The sequence below is a fragment of the Hydrogenophaga sp. FW305-3-2-15-A-LB1 genome (assembly GCF_058787875.1).
In genome coordinates this window covers 112,728-133,605 of the sequence record NZ_JBYTAE010000002.1, presented here as the reverse complement: position 1 = coordinate 133,605, position 20,878 = coordinate 112,728, and the positions used below count along the sequence as shown (strand labels likewise).

The following is a 20,878-nucleotide window of genomic DNA, read 5'->3' as shown; positions in this document are numbered from 1 at the left end:
CAGACCATCCCCGCCAGCCCCGACTGGAACCTCGAACTCGAGGCCAAGGTCTACAACGGCAGCACCCTGGTCTCCACTCTGGTGGCCAAGCCCCAGGACCTGCTCAAGCAGCAGATCGCCCAGGGCTCGGGCCGCCGCCTCAACGGCAGCGTGGCCACCGAGTACACCGTGGTCGCGCCCTTCAAGGACAGCGCCAGCAACGCCGAACACCCCCACCTCTCGGCCCGGCTGCACACCCGCCTGTACGACGGCGGCGCCAGCATCCGCACCGACATGGTCCTGGAGAACAACTGGACCTTCAAGGCCAACCCGGGCAACCTCACCTACGAGTTGACCGTGCGCCGCAACGGCCAGGTCGTGCACACCCAGCCGCGCATCACGCACAACTACCAGGCGCGCTGGCACAAGGTGCTGTGGACGGGCAACACGCTGCCTCAGTACCGCGTGCGCCACCACATGCCGTACTTCCTGGCCAGCAAGGCCACCTGGAACTACGACCTGAGCCTGCGCATTCCCGACTCGGTCCTGGCCGACGAGGCCCGCGTGCTGGCCAGCGCGAACACCGCGCCCATGGGTCCCGCCATGCTGGTGCCGTACTTCCCCACCACCGGTGGGCGTTCGGAGATCGGCCCGCTGCCGCGCTGGACCGCGCTGTACCTCATCACCCAGGACGACCGCGCCCGCGCCAGCATGCTGGCCAACGCCGATGCCGCCGCCAGCGTGCCCGTGCACTACCGCGACGAGGGTTCCGGCCAGCCGCTGGATGTGCAGCGCAACCCCAACGTGTCGGTGCGTTTCGGTGAGTCTTCGCCCAAGCTGCCCACGCCGACGGGCACGACCATCTACACGCCGGACACCGCCCACCAGGCCTCGTTCGCCTACATCCCCTACCTGATCACGGGCGATGCCTTCTACCTGGACGAAGCCATGTTCTGGGCCAGCTGGAACATCGCCGGGGTCGACCCGTTCTACCGCGAAGGCACCAAGGGCCTGATCTACGGCAACGAGGAACGCGCCCAGTCCTGGGCCCTGCGCTCCATCGACGAGGCCTCGCGCATCGTGCCCGACAGCCATCCCATGAAGTCGTACTTCCAGACCCGGTTGGCCAACAACCTGAACTGGTACGTGCAGAACTACCCGCAGAACGCCAACGCGGCCGCCCGCTCGCCTTTCGGCGCCATCAAGAGCCCGTGGGACACCAAGAAGGCCGGCCCCTGGCAGAACGACTTCATGACGCTGGTGCTCGCACAGATCGCCGAGGACGGTGACCCGCAGGGCCGCGCCATGCTGAACTGGATCACCCGCTTCACCGTCGGCCGCTTCCTGAACGAAGCCAACGGCTTCTGCGTGGCCAAGGCCCCGGGCTACTGGTGGGACGTCACCGACTCGGGCAACCAGTTCTTCAGCAGCTGGAAGACCTTGTTCGATACCAACTACGCCAGCCTCAAAAACACCCCGTGCGCCGGCATGGCGATCACCGAAGGCTCACCGGACCGCGTGGACGACTACGCCGCCTACGCCCGCGCCATGCTGGCCGCCACCAGCAGCGCCGGTGTCACCGGTGCCAGCACCGCCTACGCCACCTGGAAGTCCATGACCCCGAGGATGGACGCGGGCTTCGCCAGCGACCCCACCTGGGCCATCGTTCCGCGCTGAGCGGGCGACAGCGGCGGTCCACCCCAGCGGGTGGACCCTGCCCATCAGCGCCGCCCAGCCTCTGGACCGCGGCGCGAATTTTCCTGTGAATGCGGCCGTTGGCCGCCCATCCCTCAACGTCCGCTCGTTGACGGGGAATTCCTTGCGCATTGCCCGCTAACACGCGGCTTCGAAATGCCGTCACCGGAATTCTTTCTTTCATATTCTTTCAACTCACCCCCTTTCCCGAAACGGAAAAGGATGGCCCAATCCTTTCAACGGGCAAAAACCACCTTCTGGCGGTTTTGGCTAATGTTTCATTATTTCGATCCGATAAGTCAACCTTAATTTAATTGCACCATTTTCCGAATTGGCGCATTCAATGCGCCCGACGCTCAGTGCGGCGCCTCCCGTGGGGAAACCACGATTGAGGCAACCAACTTTCCCGCTAGGCAAATCGCCCGGCACGCGCTGCCAGGCCATTCCACCTGGGCTTCTCGAAAAAAGAAGTCACAGCCGTGAAATGGCAACGGGAAGTTAATAAAACACCCCAATCATTTCAACATGTTTCGCGACATGCATCACGAATGCCGCGCATCGTTTCCGGACGCCTGCCCATCGGCTTGCATTCCGAAAATGGCGGCAATCGAATTACATTGAATTCCAAGATCTGTTGACCCAGCAGGCCAATGCTTCGATCAGCCGTGTGCAAGCGGTTCTTTTCCTTCTTGACTTTCAGGTGCTCTCTCCATGTCCTCACTTTCTTCCTCCCTCCGCCCGGCATCGCATGCCAGCGTGCTGGCCGCCTGCGCGGTGATGTTTTCGATGGTGGCCGCGTCGGCGCAGGCCCAAAGCACCACCACCGCCGCAGCCACCACTGCCAACTGGAACCAGCTCTCCAAGGAGGGCCAGCTCTTTGTCGTCTCCGGCACCAAGAACGTTCGCTATGGCACCGGCAGCCGCTGGGTCTACAAGTCCGTGCGCACGGTGGGGCTCTGCTCGACCGGCTATTTCGGCTCCGATCCGGCCCGTGGCTCGGCCAAGACTTGCCAGGTGATGGCCGCCGCCACCCCGGCACCTGCACCGGCACCGGCGCCAGCCCCCGCGCCGGCTCCAAAGCCACCTGCACCTGCGCCTGCACCTGCACCTGCACCTGCACCTGCACCTGCACCTGCACCTGCACCTGCACCTGCGCCTGCGCCTGCACCTGCACCTGCACCTGCACCTGCACCTGCACCTGCACCTGCACCTGCACCCGCACCGGCTCCGGCTCCAGCCCCCGCACCTGCTCCCGCACCTGCTCCGGCCGTGGGCTCCGGTGGCCTGGCCTGCGCGGCCAACGCCATCACCTGCGTGGAAGTCTCCACCGGCACGGCCTCCAGCGCCCTGCCCATCACCTTCGGCCAGCCCTTCAAGGCCGGCGCCGTGCAAGCCAACCAGGGCCTGGTGGCCACCGACAGCAGCGGCGCGAGCGTGCCCCTGCAGATGGATGAGGTGACCTCCCACCGCGACGGCTCCCTGCGCTTTGCCGTCCTCAGCGCCAAGGTCAGCAACCTCGCTGCCAACCAGCCCAAGCTGATCAACCTCTTCGCCGGTGCCAAGTCCTCGGCCACCCAGACCATCCCCGCCAGCCCCGACTGGAACCTCGAACTCGAGGCCAAGGTCTACAACGGCAGCACCCTGGTCTCCACCCTGGTGGCCAAGCCCCAGGACCTGCTCAAGCAGCAGATCGCCCAGGGCTCGGGCCGCCGCCTCAACGGCAGCGTGGCCACCGAGTACACCGTGGTCGCGCCCTTCAAGGACAGCGCCAGCAACGCCGAACACCCCCACCTCTCGGCCCGGCTGCACACCCGCCTGTACGACGGCGGCGCCAGCATCCGCACCGACATGGTCCTGGAGAACAACTGGACCTTCAAGGCCAACCCGGGCAACCTCACCTATGAGCTGACCGTGCGCCGCAACGGCCAGATCGTGCACTCCCAGCCGCGCATCACGCACAACTACCAGGCGCGCTGGCACAAGGTGCTGTGGACGGGTGCCACACTGCCGCAGTACCGCGTGCGCCACCACATGCCGTACTTCCTGGCCAGCAAGGCCACCTGGAACTACGACCTGAGCGTCAAGATTCCTGAGTCGGTCCTTGCCGACGAGGCCCGCGTGCTGGCCAGCTCGAACACCGCGCCCATGGGCCCGGCCATGCTGGTGCCGTACTTCCCCACCACCGGTGGTCGCTCGGAGATCGGCCCGCAGCCACGCTGGACCGCGCTGTACCTCATCACCCAGGACGACCGCGCCCGCGCCAGCATGCTGGCCAACGCCGATGCCGCCGCTGGCGTGCCGGTGCACTACCGCGACGAAGGCTCTGGCCAGCCGCTGGATGTGGAGCGCAACCCCAACGTGGCCGTGCGCTTTGGCTCCTCCACGCCCAAGCTGCCCACGCCGACGGGCACGACCATCTACACGCCGGACACGGCGCACCAGGCTTCGTTCGGTTACATGCCCTACCTGATCACGGGCGATGCCTTCTACCTGGACGAAGCCATGTTCTGGGCCAGCTGGAACATCGCGGCGGTGGACCCCTACTACCGCGAAGGCGCCAAGGGCCTGATCTATGGCAACGAGGAACGTGCCCAGTCCTGGGCCCTGCGCTCCATCGACGAGGCCTCGCGCATCGTGCCCGACAACCACCCCATGAAGTCGTACTTCCAGACCCGGTTGGCCAACAACCTGAACTGGTACGTGCAGAACTACCCGCAGAACGCCAACGCGGCCGCCCGCTCGCCCTTCGGCGCCATCAAGAGCCCGTGGGACACCAAGAAGGCCGGCCCCTGGCAAAACGACTTCATGACGCTGGTGCTCACGCAGATCGCCGAGGACGGTGACCCGCAGGGCCGCACCATGCTGAACTGGATCACCGGCTTCACCGTCGGCCGCTTCCTTAACGAAGCCAACGGCTTCTGCATGGCCAAGGCCCCGGGTTACTGGTGGGACGTCACCGACGCGAGCAACCAGTTCTTCAGCAGCTGGAAGACCCTGTTCGACACCAACTACGCTGGCTCGAAGGGCGCCTCGTGCGCCGGCATGGCGATCACCGAAGGCTCACCGGACCGCGTGGACGACTACGCCGCCTATGCCCGCGCCATGCTGGCCGCCACCAGCAGCGCCGGCATCACCGGTGCCAGCGGTGCCTACAGCAAGTGGAAGTCCATGACCCCGAAGATGGATGCCGGCTACGTGAACGACCCCACCTGGGCCATCGTTCCGCGTTGATCCCGCTTCAACCGCTCTGACCTTCAACAACCCTCTCTTCGCAGAGGGTTGTTTGTTTTTGGCGGGTGATGCGCGAGGCGCTCAGTGCGCGACGGCCGCGACTGCCTGTGCGGCGCCAACCCGTGAGCGCGCCAGTTGCTCGACGCGGGTCAGCGTGGAGAAGGTGCCGCCCAGGCGGTTCTGGAAAAAGCTCAGCACGGACTCGATGTTCGCCAGGAAGGCGACCAGATCGGCCTCGGTCTTGACGTACGGGGTGTTGCCCGGCTGCAAGGTCGGCGAGTGGTAGGTCATGGTGAACACACGAACGCCTTCGTGGAACAGCGTGGTGAGCAGGCGCTCCTGCGACTGCACATCGAAGCCTTCCGGGCTCAGCCTGCCGCGCTCCAGCCACTTCATGCGGCTCATGACGCCGGGCAGGCGAAGCCGCTGCGAGAGGTTGCTGCCGATGAGCCAGGGATTGGCGGGGCCCATGCGGCGCAGGCGGCCCGAGTAGCCCACGGTCATGGGCACTTCGAGCAAGGCGTGCGAGGCGTCGGTGAAAAAGGGGCGGTCGGACATGCCCTGGTAGTTCGGCCCGCCTTCGAAGGAAAAATTGGTGTGGGGCACCACGCTGCAGTCCACGGTGTAGCCCAGTTCCTGCAGGATGCCGAAGGTGTTCGGCCCCACGCCGTAGCGCCCGGCCTTGAACACCCGCGGCGCGCGGCCGAAGGCCTGGGCCACCGCGTCGGTGCTGGTGCGGATCTTGGCTTCCTCCAGCTCCAGCGGCAGGTTGCCGTGGTACGAGTTGAACACCGACACCGTTTCGTTGTGCGGCGGCGTGACCCAGGGATGGCAGTGGGTGCCGAATTCCGCGCGGCCCGCGTCCACCAGCCCGCGCAGGTAGCGGGTGGCGGCCACCGAGCTGGCCACCGGGTAGTCCATGACGTAGGTCGGCACGACGCCGAACCGGTCGTAGAGCGCGTGCACCCGGTCCTGGGAGGAAATGGATTGGGTGGCGGTCGCCTGTCGGTTGAAGGGCTGGTTCCAGTTGAACTCTTCTTCGGTATCGACGACCACCAGCAGCACCGGCGCGACAAGGCCCAGTTCGACGGGCTGGGGGTCCAATCCCGGCAATCTCATCGAATCTTCTCCCGAATGCCGTGGTGCGTTGTGCATTGTTGTACATACCCCATGGGGCTAGCGCGATCAGTCACCGCACCAGCATACCGCGCCGGCTTTTGCGTGGGTGCGGAGTTCGTCACGCTTCTTCTCCCGCCTTCAGCGCGCGATCCACTTGCGCAGCACGGGGCCGAGCTTCTGTTCGACGCCGACATTGACCGCCCAGGCCACCAGCAGGGCCAGGGCGATCATGCCCAGGGTCACCAGCGTCATGCCCCAGGACGCGACCAGGCCGGACGCCACCGCCACGCTGAACAGGGCATAGCCGGCGTGCTGGTGGATCAGGTACAGCGGGTAGGTGAGGCGGCCGGACAAATCGCTCCATGTCGAGGGTTCAATCGGTACCTTGCGGCGAATCATCCAGTAGAAGAAGGCGAAATACGACAGCAGGATGGCCTCGATCACGAGGTTGTTGGGGCTGTCGTCCAGGGCCAGCAGCTGCTCCAGGCTGTCTGCCTGGCCATTTTCACGCCACAGGTACATGCAGGCCAGCGCGGCGCAGCCCAGCAGCGCCAAGCGCCGACGGGTGGTCCAGCCCGACTGCCGCACCAGGAAGAAGAAGGCGCCGGCGGCGAACAGGGGCGCCCATTGGGCGCTGGTGACGATCTCCACGGTGTACATGGGGCGAATGAAATTGACCAGCGACAGGCCCAGCCAGAGGATCAGCAGCGTCTCGATGCGCTTGAGCTGCCCGGTGGCGATCGCCACGCCGATCCAGAAGTAGAAATTGATCTCCACCGCCAGCGACCAGTACGCGCCATCGACGAGGTTCTGGCCGAACACCCGGGGCAGCATGGTCAGGTTGGCCGCGTACTGGGCCCAGGACTCGGGCTTGAACGGCGCGGCCGGCGCGGCCAGCTCGATCAGCACCGTCAGGGTCATGCACACCCAGAAGGCGGGCATCAGCCGGGACACGCGGGAGGCGATGAAACGCCGCACGCTCGAATTCTGGGCGGTCATCATGATCACGTAGCCGCTGATCATGAAAAACAGGTGCACCCCCACGTAGCCATAGGAAAAGACGTGGTACAGGACGGGGCTCTGCTGGCCCTGGATCGAGCCATCGCGAACCCCCGCATGGAAGTAGTGGAAGCCGACCACGATCAGGGCGGCGAAACCCCGGAGCCAGTCCAGTGCGGGTTGGCGGTGCGACTGCGAGGGTGGCGATTCGATCATGCGGGTTTCTTGGTCAGGACGGCCTCGATGGCCTGGAGCAACAACAGGGAACCGGTGGCATCGAGATGCAGGCCATCGCCCGCCAGGGACGCGCGGGCCAGGGCGCCCTGCCCCGGCACCGCGTCGACCATGGCATGGCCGCGCTGCCGGCACATCTCGGCCACCGACGCGTTGACGGCCTCGGCCGGGTTGCCGGGCGGCACGGGAATGCCGACACACACCACCTGGGCGGACGCGGGCATGCGGTCCAGGATCGCACCCCAGGCCAGCCGCACGTCTTCGGGCGTGCGGCCCTCGATCAGGTCGTTGGTGCCCGCGCCGAGCACCACCGCGCGGGCCCGGGGCAGCGAAGTGTAGCGATCGAGGCGCTGGCTCAGCCGCTGGGCCGTTTCACCGCCGATGGCGAAGTTGTAGGCCTGCGCCAGGCCCCCCGTGGGCAAGGTCTGGAGGTGGCTGTCGCCGAAGAAGAGGATCGCGCCACGCGGCACCAGGCGGTCCACGTTCAGCTGGTGGGCGATCGTGCGCCGCTCGAAGAGGCGCTGGGACACCGTGGGCGCGGACTGCCAACGCTCCAGGCGCCACAGGAACGCCTCAGAAAGGCGCGCGGAGCCGCCAATCGCCAGGACCGCGCAGGCGATCAGCGCTGCCACGCCCCAACCCGTCCACAGCGATAACCTGGGTGAATGTTTCACAAGATCAAAAGGCTTCGAGCCCGCAACAATGCGAGAGGGTCTGTTGCAAGAAGTCCTGCATCTTGTCAGTGTCGTTTGGTCGGGAATGTCGGAAATGCATTTCGGCGTGAGTTATGTCGTACAAACTGCGGGAAAGCGGCCCGGAAAGTCAGAAAAAATACAACACGACCGGGTTATCATTTGTTACACAAGTTTCTGATGGTACTCATTTGTATTCATTCGAGGAGCTTTCCTGCACGTAGGGGGTTTTTGCAATGCACTTCATGAGTCAGCAAGAGAACGACGCAGGTGAACCGAACCTGGGTCTCTGGCTGCGCAGCGGAGCACAGAGCCACGCGAACGCCGTGGCCCTGGAATCGCCCGAGGGCGAGCCCCTGACCTACCGTGAACTGGCCTCTGCGGTGGCGGCGCGCGCGCGCGCCTTTGCCGACGCGGGCCTGCAAAGCGGTGAACGCATCGCGGTGGCCGCCACGCGCTCCACCGACACCATCATCTCGATCCTGGCCGCCGCCGAAGCCGGCATCGCCTATGTGCCGCTGGACCTGGCCTACCCGGCCGAGCGCCTGCGCGCCATGCTGGACGATGCGCAACCCCGCGCGGTGGTGGGCGAAGACCAGGCCTTGTCCACGCTGCGCTCGCTGGTGGGCGAACTGCCCACGCTGGAACAGCCCGCACCGGTGCAAGCCGCCCTGCACGCCTCGGCGCCCGACCTCACCTACGTGCTGTTCACCTCGGGCTCCACCGGCCGGCCCAAGGGCGTGGCCATGGGCGCGGTGCCGCTGCGCCACCTGATCCAGTGGCACGCCGACCACCCCCGCCTGGGCCAGCCCGCGCGCACCCTGCAGTTCGCGCCGCTGTCCTTCGACGTGCACTTCCAGGAAATCTTCTCCACGCTGGCCTGTGGCGGCACGCTGGTGTTGGTGCCGGAGGAACAGCGGCGCGACCCCGGCCTGCTGCTCAACGCCCTCATCCAGCGCCGCATCGAACGCATCTTCGTGCCTTACGTGGCGCTGCAGATGATCGCGGAGGCCTCGCGCGATGAATTGCCCACCTCCCTGCGCGATGTGGTGAGCGCGGGCGAACAACTGCAGGTCACGCCCGCGATCCGGTCCCTGTTCCAGCGCCTGCCGGGCTCGGAGCTGCACAACCACTACGGCCCGACCGAAAGCCACGTGGTCACCGCGCACGAGTTGCGTGGCGACCCGGCCGCCTGGCCCGAGATCCCCCCGATCGGCCGCGCCCTGCCGCACGTGCAGCTCGCCCTGGTGCCGTCCGAAAACGCCACCGACGAGCACACCGGCGAACTGCTGCTGGGCGGCGAGACGCTGGCCTGCGGCTACCTCGGCCGGCCCGAACTCACCGGCGAGCGCTTCCGCACCGACTTCCCCGCGCTGCCCGGGCGCTGGTACGTCACCGGCGACCTCGCGCGCCGCGACGCCGAGGGCGTGTACACCTACCTGGGCCGCGCCGACCAGCAACTCAAGGTCGATGGCTTTCGCATCGAGCCGGGCGAGATCGAACTCGCCATCATGGCCCAGGCCGGCATCAAGGACGCGGTGGTCACCGCGCCCGACCTGCCCGGCATCGGCAAACAACTGGTCGCGCACCTGGTGCTGCGCGAAGGCGCGCAAGCCAACACCAGCGAGCTGATCACCCGCATCCGCGCCCAACTGCGCGCCGCCATGCCCGAGTACATGGTGCCGGTGCGCTACGTGGTGCTGGATCGCCTGCCCACCACGCCCAGCGGCAAGATCGACCGCAAGGGCCTGCCCCTGCCGGCCATGGACACGGCCGCCACCTCCGCTTCGAGCGACCCGGTGGCGATCGTGCGCGGCCTGTGGCAGGAGCTGCTGGGCCTGCCCGCCATCGGCGACGACCAGAACCTGTTCGACCTGGGCGCGCGCTCGCTGCTCGTGATGCGCTTCGTCACGCGCCTCAAGGACCAGGGCGTCCAGGGCCTGAACGTGGCCGACGTGTACGACAAACCCACCGTGGCCGGCATCGCCGCGGCGCTCGCCGGCCCGGTGAACGCGGGTCAGCGCAAGCGCCTGGCGCCGGCCCAGCCCACGGCCGGCATCGCCATCGTCGGCATGGCCACCCGCACACCGGGTGCCCGCCGCCTCGACGATTTCTGGCAGAACCTGATCGACGGCCAGGAAGGCATCCGCCAGTTCTCGCTCGACGAGCTCGACCCCAGCGTGCCCGACGCGGTGCGCTCGCGCCCCAACTTCGTGGCCGCGCACGGCGTGCTCGACGGCGTGGAGCACTTCGACGCCGGCTTCTTCGGCATCTCGGCGCGCGAAGCCACCATGCTCGACCCGCAGCAGCGGCTGATGCTCGAGCTCAGCGTCTCGGCGCTCGAACACGCCGCCATCGACGCCTCGCGCACCGACGCGCGCATCGGCGTCTACGCGGGCACCGGCAACAACGCCTACGCGCCCGCGCTGCGCAGCGAACAACCCGAGCTGGTGCAGCAGTACGGCGAATTCGCCACCATGCTCGCCAGCGAGAAGGACTATGTGGCCACCCGCGTGGCCAACCGCCTCAACCTCAACGGCCCGGCCCTGAGCATCCACACCGCCTGCTCCACCAGCCTGGTGGCCGTGGCCCAGGCCTGGCACGCGCTGGCCAGCGGGCAGTGCGACGTGGCGCTGGCCGGCGGCATCAACGTGGCCGTGCCGCAGATCAGCGGCTACCTGCACGTCGAAGGCGGCATGGAATCCGCCGACGGCCATTGCCGCCCGTTCGACGCCGACGCCAGCGGCACCGTGTTCGCCAGTGGCGGCGGCGTGGTCGTGCTGCGCCGGCTGGAAGACGCCCTGGCCCAGGGCGATACGGTGTACGCCGTGATCCGCGGCGTGGGCCTGAACAACGACGGCGGCGACAAGGCCAGCTTCACCGCGCCCAGCGTCACCGGCCAGATGGGCGCCATCCGCATGGCGCTCGACCAGGCCGGCGTGAGCGCGCGCCAGATCGGCTACGTGGAAGCGCACGGCACCGGCACCTCGCTCGGCGACCCGATCGAGGTGGCCGCGCTCACCCGCGCCTGGCGCGAAGACACCGCCGACAGCCAGTACTGCGGCATCGGCTCGCTCAAGAGCAACCTCGGCCACATGGCCGCCGGTGCCGGCGTGGTCGGCCTGATCAAAACCGCGCTCTCGCTGCACCACGGCGTGATCCCGGGCACCCTGCACTACCGCCGGCCCAATCCGCAGATCGACTTCGAGAACACGCCCTTTCGCGTGGTGGCGCAGAACACCCCCTGGCCGCGCGGCGGCGAATCGCGGCTCGCGGCGGTGAGTTCGTTCGGCGTCGGCGGCACCAACGCCCACGTGGTGATCGAAGAGGCCCCGGCGCGTGCGCCCGCATCGACCGGCGACGGCCGCTGGCTGCTGCCCCTCTCGGCCCGCACCGCCGACGCCGCACTGCAGCGCGCGCGCGACCTGGCCGAGCACCTCGAACAACATCCCGAGCTGCCGCTGGGCGACGTCGCCGCCACGCTCATGCGCGGGCGCAAACCCATGGCGCAGCGCCTCTCGGTGGTCGCCGGCAGCGCCCAGGAAGCCATCGCACGCCTGCGCGCGGCCAAGAGCAGCGTGAGCGCGCTGCAGAAGCCGCGCCTGGTGTTCCTGTTCCCGGGTCAGGGTTCGCAACACCCCGGCATGGCGCGCCAGCTGGTGGACGAAGTGCCCGCCTTCCGCGAGGCGCTCGACCGCGCCTTGCCGCTGGCCGAGACCGCTCTGGGCGTGGACCTGCGCGCCTGGCTGGTGAGCGCCGACCCGGCCGATGCCGAGGTGGCCCAACTGCTGGCGCAGACGCGCTACGCCCAGCCGGCCCTGTTCAGCGTGTCCTACGCGCTCGCGGCCTGGCTGGACAGCCTGGGCATCCGGCCCGACGCCATGATCGGCCACAGCATCGGCGAGTACGCCGCCGCGTGCCACGCCGGCGTGTTCTCGCTCGAAGACGCGATGGCCGCCGTGATCGCGCGCGGCCAGGCCATGTTCGACCAGCCCGCCGGTGCCATGCTGGCCGTGCGCACCGGCCTGGACGCCGTGCGGGCCCTGTTGCCCGAGGGCATCGAGGTCGCCGGCTGCAACGCGCCCGCGCTCACCGTGGTGGCTGGCGGCCATGAAGCCATCGACCGCTTCGCCCAGGCCCTGGAGCGCAACGAGATCGATGCCACCCGCCTGCGCGTCTCGCACGCCTTCCACAGCGCCTCCATGGAAGGCGCGCTGCCGCGCGTCGCGCAAGCGCTCGCGCAGGCCCGCCTGCAGGCACCCCACCTCACCGTGTACTCGTGCGTGAGCGGCGCGCCACTGCAGGCGCACGAGGCCACCGACCCCGGCTACTGGGCGCGCCAGGTGCGCGCGCCGGTGCTGTTCAGCAAGGCCGTGATGGCCGAGCTCGCCCAGGGCGAGACCGTGTTCCTCGAAGTCGGGCCGGGGCAGGCGCTCACCGCGCTGCTGCGCCAGCACCGCACACCCAAAGCCGAGGTGCCGCGCATCGTGTCCATGCTGGGCGCCGCGCAAGACCCCGGCCAGCCCGCCGAGCAGGGCCTGGCCGCGCTGGGTGCCCTGTGGTGCGCCTGCATCGAACCCGCCTGGCCGGTGGCCGCGACCGCGCGCCGCGCGCCCCTGCCCACCTACCCGTTCCAGAACGACCGTCACTGGTTTGCCCGCCGCACCGCGCCCACAGGCGCCCTGCCGTCCGATGTTTCCCTCTCCGTTGCGAGTGCCGTCACCATGAGCCGAATACCCACCGTTGAAAACGAACTCAAGCGCGTCCTGAGCGACGTCTCGGGCATCCCCGCCGACGACATGACCACGGACGCCAGCTTTGTCGACCAGGGCCTGGACTCCCTCTCGCTCACCCAGGCCACGCTGGAACTGGAACGCGTGTTCGGCGTCAAGCTGCGCTTTCGCCGCCTGATGGAAGACCTGGACAACATCGGCAAGCTCGCGCGCTTCCTCGATACCGAGATGCCGGCCGACAAGTTCGCGCCGGTGGCCCCCGTGGCGGCAGCCCCCGCGATGGCGGCCGGCATGCCCGCCCAGGTGGCCGGCTTCGCGGCCCCGGCGGCCCTGCCGCTGCAGTTCGCGGCCCTGCCCGGCGGCACGAACGCCGTGCACCAGCTGCTTCAGCAGCAGATGCAACTCATGGCGCAGCAGCTCGCGGTGCTGGCCGGCCAGCCCATGGCGGCCGCCCTGCCGATCGCAGCGGTCCCCGTGGCGCCCGCGCCGACCGTGGTGGCCTCGGCTCCGGCCGCCGCCGCGACGGAGGCCGAACCCGCCCAGCCCTCCATCAAGTCGCTGGTCGAAAAACCCTTCGGCGCCTCGCCGCGTCTGACGCTGGAAGCGCGCCAGGACTTCACGCCCGCGCAGCGCCGCTGGCTCGACGAGTTCATCACCCGCTACAACGCGCGCTCGGGCAAGTCCAAGGCCTTCAGCCAGCAGCACCGCAAGGTCATGGCCGACCCGCGCGTGGTGACCGGCTTCAACCCGCTGTACAAGGACCTGGTCTACCCCATCGTGGTCGACCGTTCGAGCGGTGCGAGCCTCTGGGACCTGGACGGCAACGAGTACATCGACCTGCTGTCCTGCTTCGGCGGCAACCTGCTGGGCTACCAGCCGCCCAAGGTGATCGAGGCGATGCAGCAGCAGCTGCAGCTCGGCCTGGAAGTGGGCCCGCAACACCCCTACGCGGCCGATGTGGCCCAGCTCATCTCGGAGTTCACCGGCATGGAGCGCGTGGGCTTCTGCAATACCGGCTCCGAGGCCGTGATGGGCGCCATGCGCATCGCGCGCACCGTCACCGGCCGCAAGACCATCGCCATCTTCACCAACTCCTACCACGGCATCTTCGACGAGGTGATCGTGCGCGGCACCAGGCAGCTGCGCTCGCTCTCCGCCGCGCCCGGCATCCTGGCCAACGCGGTGGAAAACATCCTGGTGCTGGACTGGAACAGCGAGGACTCCCTGCGCGTGCTGCGCGAGCGCGGCCCCGAGCTGGCGGCGATCATGACCGAGCCGATCCAGAACAAGTACCCCACGCTGCAGCCGCGCGAGTTCGTGCAGTCGCTGCGCCAGATCGCCGACAAGGCCGGCTGCGCGCTGATCTTCGACGAAGTCGTGACCGGTTTCCGCGTCGCCCCAGGCGGTGCGCAGGAGTTCTACGGCGTGCGCGCCGACATCGCCACCTACGGCAAGGTCATCGGCGGCGGCCTGCCGTTCGCGGCCATCGCGGGCAACGCCAACTGGCTCGACGCGCTCGACGGCGGCCACTGGCAGTACGGCGACGACTCCTACCCCGAAGCCGGCGTGACCTACTTCGCCGGCACCTTCGTGCGCCACCCGCTGGCGCTGGCCGCCGCGCGTGCCACGCTGCAGCACATCAAGGCGGGCGGGCGCGAGTTCTACCGCAACCTCAACGACCGCACCCAGCGCCTGATCGACCGCCTCAACACGGCCTTCGCGGTGCGTGGCGCACCGGTCAAGGCGGTGCACTGCGCCTCGATCTGGCGCCTGCAGTGGGACGACAACCAGAAGCACATCAGCCTCTTCTACTACCTGGTGCGCTACCACGGCCTGCACCTGTACGAGCAGTTCGGCCACTTCGTCACCGAGGGCATGACCGACGCCCACACCGACCGCATCTTCCAGGTGTTCACCGACGCCATGGACGAGCTCATGGGCCTGGGCTTCATCACGCCCAAGGACGGCGGCGGTGCCCCACCCCCCTCGGGCCCGCAAGGCGGCACGCGCGCAGGCACCGACGCCCAGCTCTCGCCCGGGCAGACCGAGCGCTGGCTGGCCGGCGGCTTCGATCCCTCGGCCCGGCTGGCGCTCAACGAGTCGTTCTGCGTCAGCCTGCAGGGCGGCGTGGACCGCACCGCGCTGAAGGCCGCGCTGAACGACGTGCTGACGCGGCACGAGGCCTTCCGCATCCAGTTCGATCTGGAGGAACCCCGGCAGCGGGTGGCGCCGCAGCTGAACCTGCCCGTGGCCGAGATCGACCTGAGCGCGCAGCCCGACGCCGACCAGGCGCTGGACGACTTCTGCACCCAGGCCAGCCTGCGCGATTTCCCGCTCGACCAGGCGCCGCTGGCCGCCGTGAGCCTGCTCACCCTGGCCGACGGCCGCACCGTGGTGCACGTGGTGGCCAGCCACCTGGTGTTCGACGGCTGGGCCTCCAGCGTGTTCAACGCCGAGCTCGCCACCGCCTACAAGGCCCGCAGCATGGGCATGGCGCCGGCTTTCAAGCCGGCCGAGTCGCCGCTGGACTTCGCCGAGGAAGAGCAGGCCCGCTTCGACGGACCCGACGGCCAGGAAGCCCTGCGCTTCTGGCAGCAGCAGCTGCAGAACCCGCCCGCGCCGCTGAACCTGGGCGACCGCACCCCGCAGGGCCACCGCAGCTACGCGGCCGACACGCTTCGCATACGACTGGACGGCGAGCTGTTCAGCCGCCTGCGTGCGCAGGCCAAGCAGTCGGGTGCCACGCTGTTCCAGGTGCTGCTCATGGCGCTCACCCGCATGCTGCACAAGCGCAGCGGCCAGAGCGACTTCGTGGTCAGCATCCCCTACGCCAGCCAGAGCCTGCAGCGCCGCGGGCCGATCATGGCCGACGGCGTGCTCGACCTGCCGCTGCGCCTGGGCTGCCAGCCCGGCGAGAGCACCGAGGCCGTGCTGCAGCGCGTGCGCTCGCGCCTGATGGACGCGCTGGAGTACCCGCTCATGACCCAGGGCACGGTGGCCCGCGCGCTGGGCATCCGCAGCGCGGGCGACCGCCCGCCGCTCACCGGCATCTTCTTCAATCTCAACCCCAAGGTCGACCTCTCGGCCTACGCGCCCCTGCAGGCCGCCATGCACGAAGGCCGCAAGCGCGGCACGCTCAGCGAGCTGTTCTTCAACTTCTACGAACAGAACGACGCGCTCACGCTGGACCTGCACCACAGCAGCGAGTTCTTCAGCCCGCAGCGCGCGCAGGAACTGATCGACGCCCTGCGCGCCGAGATCGCCCACTTCGCGCAGCACCCCGGCGTCGAGCTGCCGGTGCTCACCGCCGTGGTGGCGCCCGCGCCGGTGCGCCCTGCAACGGCACCGGACCCGCGCCTGATCGCCTGGAACCAGGCCACCGCCATGCCGCTGGAAGCGCATGCCCGCGTGGAGCAGTGGATCAGCCGCCAGGCCGCCGCCACGCCCGATGCCGTCGCCCTGGTGGCGCACGGCGTGAGCCTGAGCTACGCCGCGCTCGAATCGCGCGCCAACCGCTTCGGCCAGCTGCTGCGCTCGCGCGGCATCGGTGCCGGCATGCGGGTGGGCGTGTGCCTCACGCGCGGCCCCAACCTCGTGCCCGCCCTGCTCGGCATCCTGAAGACCGGCGCGGCCTATGTGCCGCTCGACCCGGGCTTCCCCAAGGACCGCCTGCACGACATGGCCGAGGACGCGGGCGTGCGCCTGGTGATCACCGACGCGGCCAACGCCAGCCTCTCGGGCGTGCCGCGCGAACAGCAGATCCGCATCGACGACGACGCCGCCGCCATCGCCTCGGCCTCCGACAGCGCCCTGCCGCGCCCCGCCGACTGGGCCGACGACGCGCCCATGTACGTCATCTACACCTCGGGCTCCACCGGCAAGCCCAAGGGCGTGGTGCTGCCGCAGAACGCGGTGTGCAACTTCCTCGCCAGCATGCGCCGCGAGCCGGGCCTGCAGGCCGGCGACCGGCTGCTGGCCGTGACCACGCTGTCCTTCGACATCGCGGTGCTCGAACTCTTCCTGCCGCTCACCGTGGGCGCCAGCGTGGTGCTGGCCCAGCGCGAAGACGCCATGGACGGCGAAGTGCTCGGCCGCCTGGCCGCCGAGCAGCGCATCAACGTGATGCAGGCCACTCCCACCACCTGGCACATGCTGCTCGACGCCGGCTGGCGCGCGCCCGCCGGCTTCCGCGCCCTGTGCGGCGGCGAGCCGCTGCCGCCCTCGCTGGCGCAGCGCCTGCTCGAGGCCGGCGTGGAACTCTGGAACATGTACGGCCCGACCGAGACCACCGTGTGGTCCACCCTGTGCCGCGTCACCGACGCGGCGCAGAAGATCACCATCGGCCACCCGATCGCCAACACCCAGGTCTGGGTGCTGGACGAGCAGATGAAGCCCGTGGCCATCGGCCAGGAAGGCGAGCTGTGCATCGGCGGCGCCGGCGTGGCCACCGGCTACTTCAAGCGCCCCGAACTCACCGCCGAGAAGTTCGTGGCCGACCCGTTCGACACCACCACGCCCGGCGCGCGCATCTACCGCACCGGCGACCTCGCGCGCTGGCGCGAAGACGGCACGCTGGAGCACCTGGGCCGGCTGGACTTCCAGGTCAAGATCCGCGGCTACCGCATCGAGCTGGGCGAGATCGAGGCCCGCCTCGCCGCCCTGCCCGGCATCGCCCGCACCGTGGTGATGGCCCGCGAGGACAGCCCGGGCGACGTGCGCCTGATCGGCTACGCCGTGCCGCACGCCGGTCAGCAACCCGATGCCGCCGCCCTGCGCGAGGCGCTGCGCGCCGGTCTGCCCGACTACATGCTGCCCCAGCAGATCGTGCTGCTGGACACCATGCCCCTCCTGCCCAACGGCAAGATCGACCGCAAGGCACTGCCCGCGCCCACCGGCCCGGCACCGTCGGCCAGCGCGGGCGCGGTCAAGCCCGCGCGCAACGACACCGAAAAAGCGGTGGTCGAGGCCATGCAGGCCGTGCTCAAGCTGCCCGCCGTCGGCGTGGACGAAGACTTCTTCTTCCTCGGCGGCCACTCGCTGCTGGCCGCCAAGCTCATGGGCCAGATCAACAAGGCTTTCGGCCTGCAGCTCAACCTGCGGGTGCTGTTCGAATCGACCACCGCCGAAAAGCTGGCGCGCCTGATCGACGAACAACGCGGCGCCACGGCGCCCACCCGCGAACCGCTGGTGCACCGCGCCGACCAGCGCCAGGCGCCGCTGACCCTGATGCAGGAGCGCATCCGCTTCATCGAGGCCATGCAGCCCGGCCGCACCGTCTACAACGCGCCCTCGGGCCACCGCCTGCGCGGCCCGGTGGACCTGCAGGCCTTCGACCGCGCCTTCCAGGACATCGTGAAGCGCCAGCCGGCGCTGCACAGCGCCGTCGTGTCCACCGCGCAGGGCCCGGTGCAGAAGAATGTGGAGCTGCCCGCGTTCAGCCTGCTGCCGCTGGAAGACCTGGGCAGCTACCCGCCGAGCGAACAGGAAGCCGTGCTGCAGGAGCGGCTGGCCGCCCTGTCCGACCAGGCCTTCTCGCTCGAGCACGCGCCCCTGTTCAAGGCCCGCCTGTTCCGCCTCGCCGACGACCACCACGTGCTGTTCTTCATGACGCACCACGTGATCTGGGACGGCTGGTCGTTCGACCTGCTGTACGACGAGATGAACGCGCTCTACCAGGCCTTCTCGGAAGGCCGGCCCTCGCCGCTGCCGCCCCTGGCCCTGACCTACGGCGACTTCGCCGACTGGCACGCGCGCTGGCTGGACAGCGACGAACTGCAGGACCAGCTGACCTACTGGAAAAAGCAGTTCCTCGGCAAACCGGTGCAGGAGCCGCTGACCGACCTGGCCCGCCTGCCCGGCATGCTGCGCGAAGGCGCCACCGAGTCCATGCACATCGCCGCCGAGCAGGCCGACCGCGTGCGCGACATCGCCAAGCGCACCGGCTCCACGCTGAGCATCGTGGCGCTCTCGGTCTACGCCGCCATGGTCTCGCAGCTGCTGCGCGAGCCCGCGCCGACCATCGGCCTGCCGGTGCGCGGCCGCCCCACGCCCGAGCTCGATCCCATCATGGGTTTCTTCAACAACATGCTGCCGGTGCGCCTGCCGGTGGACACCTCGCTGAGCTGGCTCGACTGGATCGGTCGCGTGCGCGCCGCCGTCGTCGAGGCCTTCGCCCACCAGGACGTGCCCTTCGAGCGCATGGCCCACGTGCTCGAAGCCGAACAGCCCGGCGTGCACGCGCGCCTGTACCAGTGCATGTTCTCGTTCCAGGACGCGCGCAACCGGCCCACCCACTGGGGCCCGCTCGAGCACGAGCGCGTGCACGTGCGCCACAAGGGCGCCACCGAAGACCTCAACCTCTGGCTGGTCGAGATCCCCTCCGGCATCGAAGGTGGCATCCAGTACGACACCCACCTCTACCTGCCTTCCACCGCGAAGTCCCTGCACGAGCGCTTCGTGGCCCTGCTCGATGCGGTGGCCCGCACGCCGAACCAGACCGTGGCGCAGCTGATGGCGCCCACGCCCGCCGAACAGGCCCGCGTGCTGGCGCTGGACGCGCCGGCCGTGGCGCCCGCGCAAAGCCTGTTCGATCTGCTGGAGCAGCGCGCCAGCGCCCTCACCCCACCCGCGCTGCTGCGCATTGGCGGCACCGAACTCGACGCCCGCGAGCTGGTCCGCCGCGTGAACGACAACGCGGCCCAGCTCAAGACCCGCCTGCCCGCGGCGGGCCACCCGCTCACCGTGGCCATCGCGATGCAGGAGCCGGTGGCCCAACTGGTCACCGCCCTGGCCGTGCTGCGCCTGGGCCACCACTGCCTGCCCCTGACGCCCGGCGACACGCCGCCCGCCGACGCGGTGGCTTTCGGCGACGCACCCTGGCTGCAAAGCCAGCCCGCCGCCATGGCGCGCAAGGCGGCGGTCCAGCCGCAAGCCTTCGACGCCGCGCTGGTCGCCCTGATCAGCGCCGGCCTCGCCCGCCAGGCCCACCTGCTGGTGGGCGACTGCCTGCGCGCCAGCGCCCACGCCACCGGCACCGCGCTGGCCCTGCTGGGCCTGGCGCTGCACACCGGCGGCCGGCTGGTGCTGTGGGACCAAGCGCCCGACGGCGCCACCCTGGTGGCCGACCTCCAGCGCGAGCGCACCGGCCTCGTCTTCGCGGACGCCAACACCTGGGCCGACGCCCTGCAGGCCCGCCGTGGCGCCTCGCTCTCGGTCATCGCCGCCGTGGACGCGCGCGACAACTCCCCCGACCTCGTGGCGCAGCTGCTGGACGCGGGCCTTTCCGTGCTCAACGTGCTGCAGACCGACTCACTGCCCCTGCCGCTGGCCGCCCACTGGGTGGCCGACGCGGCCGAGGCCGGCCTGGTGGGCCGCCCGCTGGTGCCGCACACCGTGCGCGTCGCGCCGCGGCCCGAGGGCACGGCCCCGATCGGCGTGGCCGCCCCCGTCTGGGTGAAGGCCGGCGCGGCGGGCGCCTGGACAGCCAGCCACACCAGCGCGCGCTGGCGCAGCGACGGCGTGCTGCAACACGTGAGCGATGCGAACGAACCCACGGTGCTGCTCGGCGGTGGCCTGGTGGACCTCGAGGCGCTGGAGCAGGCGGCGCTGGCGCTGCCGGGCGTCGACGTGGCCGCCGCGCAGGCCGCGGTGGACTCGAACGGGCGCCGCCGGCTGGTGATCGGCCTGCAGGCCAGCGGCCTGTCCGCCGCGCAACGCGAATCCCACGCCCGCGCGCTGCTCGACGCCGTGCCCACCGAGGCCCGCGCTGCGCTCGACCTGCGCTGGTTCGAGCAGATCGTGCGCCACCCCTCGGGCCGGCTGCAGCTGGCGCAATCGCGCGCGCTCAAGGCGCAGACGAGCCAGACCGGCGACCGCTTCGCCGGCACGGCCACCGAGCAGGCCATCCACGCGGTCTGGAGCGAGCTACTGGGCATGAGCCACATCGGCCGCAACGACAACTTCTTCGACCTGGGCGGCACCTCGCTCACCGCCATGCAGGCCGTGCTCAAGCTGGAGCAGCAGATCGGCAAGCAGATCAGCCCGCGCCGCTACGTGAGTGAAACGCTGGCCCAGCTCGCCGTGGCCTACGACGCCACCGGTGCCGACACGCCGGCCTCCGCGGCCGCCAACGCCGACGCGGCCGAACCCGCGCCGGGCCTCATGAAACGGCTCGCGCGCCTCGTTCAACGGGCCTGA

General features: G+C 69.5%; 7 protein-coding genes. 3 read left to right on the top strand and 4 right to left on the bottom strand.

The genetic code is table 11. The annotated features are described in order from the left end of the window. The coding region (locus AC3WPZ_RS01115) for a hypothetical protein (RefSeq protein ID WP_492437819.1) at positions 1 to 1,656 on the top strand (1,656 nt) is incomplete at its 5' end. Positions 1,657 to 2,333: 677 nt separating this feature from the next. Here AC3WPZ_RS01115 and AC3WPZ_RS01110 read toward each other — a convergent pair. After that, positions 2,334 to 2,537, bottom strand: coding sequence for a hypothetical protein (locus AC3WPZ_RS01110; protein WP_492437817.1), 204 nt, complete (start codon positions 2,535 to 2,537; stop codon positions 2,334 to 2,336). Between the two features lie 406 nt (positions 2,538 to 2,943). Here AC3WPZ_RS01110 and AC3WPZ_RS01105 point away from each other — a divergent pair, with 406 nt between their 5' ends. Next, positions 2,944 to 4,905, top strand: coding sequence for an RIFT barrel domain-containing protein (locus tag AC3WPZ_RS01105; RefSeq protein WP_492437815.1), 1,962 nt, complete (start codon positions 2,944 to 2,946; stop codon positions 4,903 to 4,905). An 81-nt stretch (positions 4,906 to 4,986) separates the two neighbouring features. Here the strand turns inward: AC3WPZ_RS01105 and AC3WPZ_RS01100 are convergent, their stop codons facing one another. The 3 genes from AC3WPZ_RS01100 to AC3WPZ_RS01090 all read right to left on the bottom strand — a co-directional run bounded on the left by AC3WPZ_RS01100 (position 4,987) and on the right by AC3WPZ_RS01090 (position 7,889). Then, entirely contained in the window at positions 4,987 to 6,009 is a 1,023-nt protein-coding gene (locus tag AC3WPZ_RS01100) for a polysaccharide deacetylase family protein (RefSeq protein WP_382324627.1), read from the bottom strand. Positions 6,010 to 6,162: 153 nt separating this feature from the next. Then, the gene (locus tag AC3WPZ_RS01095; protein WP_444686491.1) at positions 6,163 to 7,239 is read right to left on the bottom strand and encodes an acyltransferase family protein; all 1,077 of its coding nucleotides are present in this window, start codon (positions 7,237 to 7,239) and stop codon (positions 6,163 to 6,165) included. Further along, on the bottom strand, positions 7,236 to 7,889 hold the full coding sequence (locus AC3WPZ_RS01090; RefSeq protein ID WP_492437813.1) for an SGNH/GDSL hydrolase family protein: 654 nt from the start codon (positions 7,887 to 7,889) through the stop codon (positions 7,236 to 7,238). The genes AC3WPZ_RS01095 and AC3WPZ_RS01090 overlap by 4 nt, the downstream gene beginning before the upstream one ends. Positions 7,890 to 8,194: 305 nt before the next feature. On the opposite strand from AC3WPZ_RS01090, the gene AC3WPZ_RS01085 reads away from it, so the two are divergent. Next, on the top strand, positions 8,195 to 20,878 hold the full coding sequence (locus tag AC3WPZ_RS01085) for an amino acid adenylation domain-containing protein (RefSeq protein ID WP_492437811.1): 12,684 nt from the start codon (positions 8,195 to 8,197) through the stop codon (positions 20,876 to 20,878).

Excerpts from the sequence above, each read along its gene's own strand:
- AC3WPZ_RS01085 (WP_492437811.1), top strand. The coding sequence starts at position 8,195 with ATGAGTCAGCAAGAGAACGACGCAGGTGAACCGAACCTGGGTCTCTGG.
- AC3WPZ_RS01095 (WP_444686491.1), bottom strand. The coding sequence starts at position 7,239 with ATGATCGAATCGCCACCCTCGCAGTCGCACCGCCAACCCGCACTGGAC.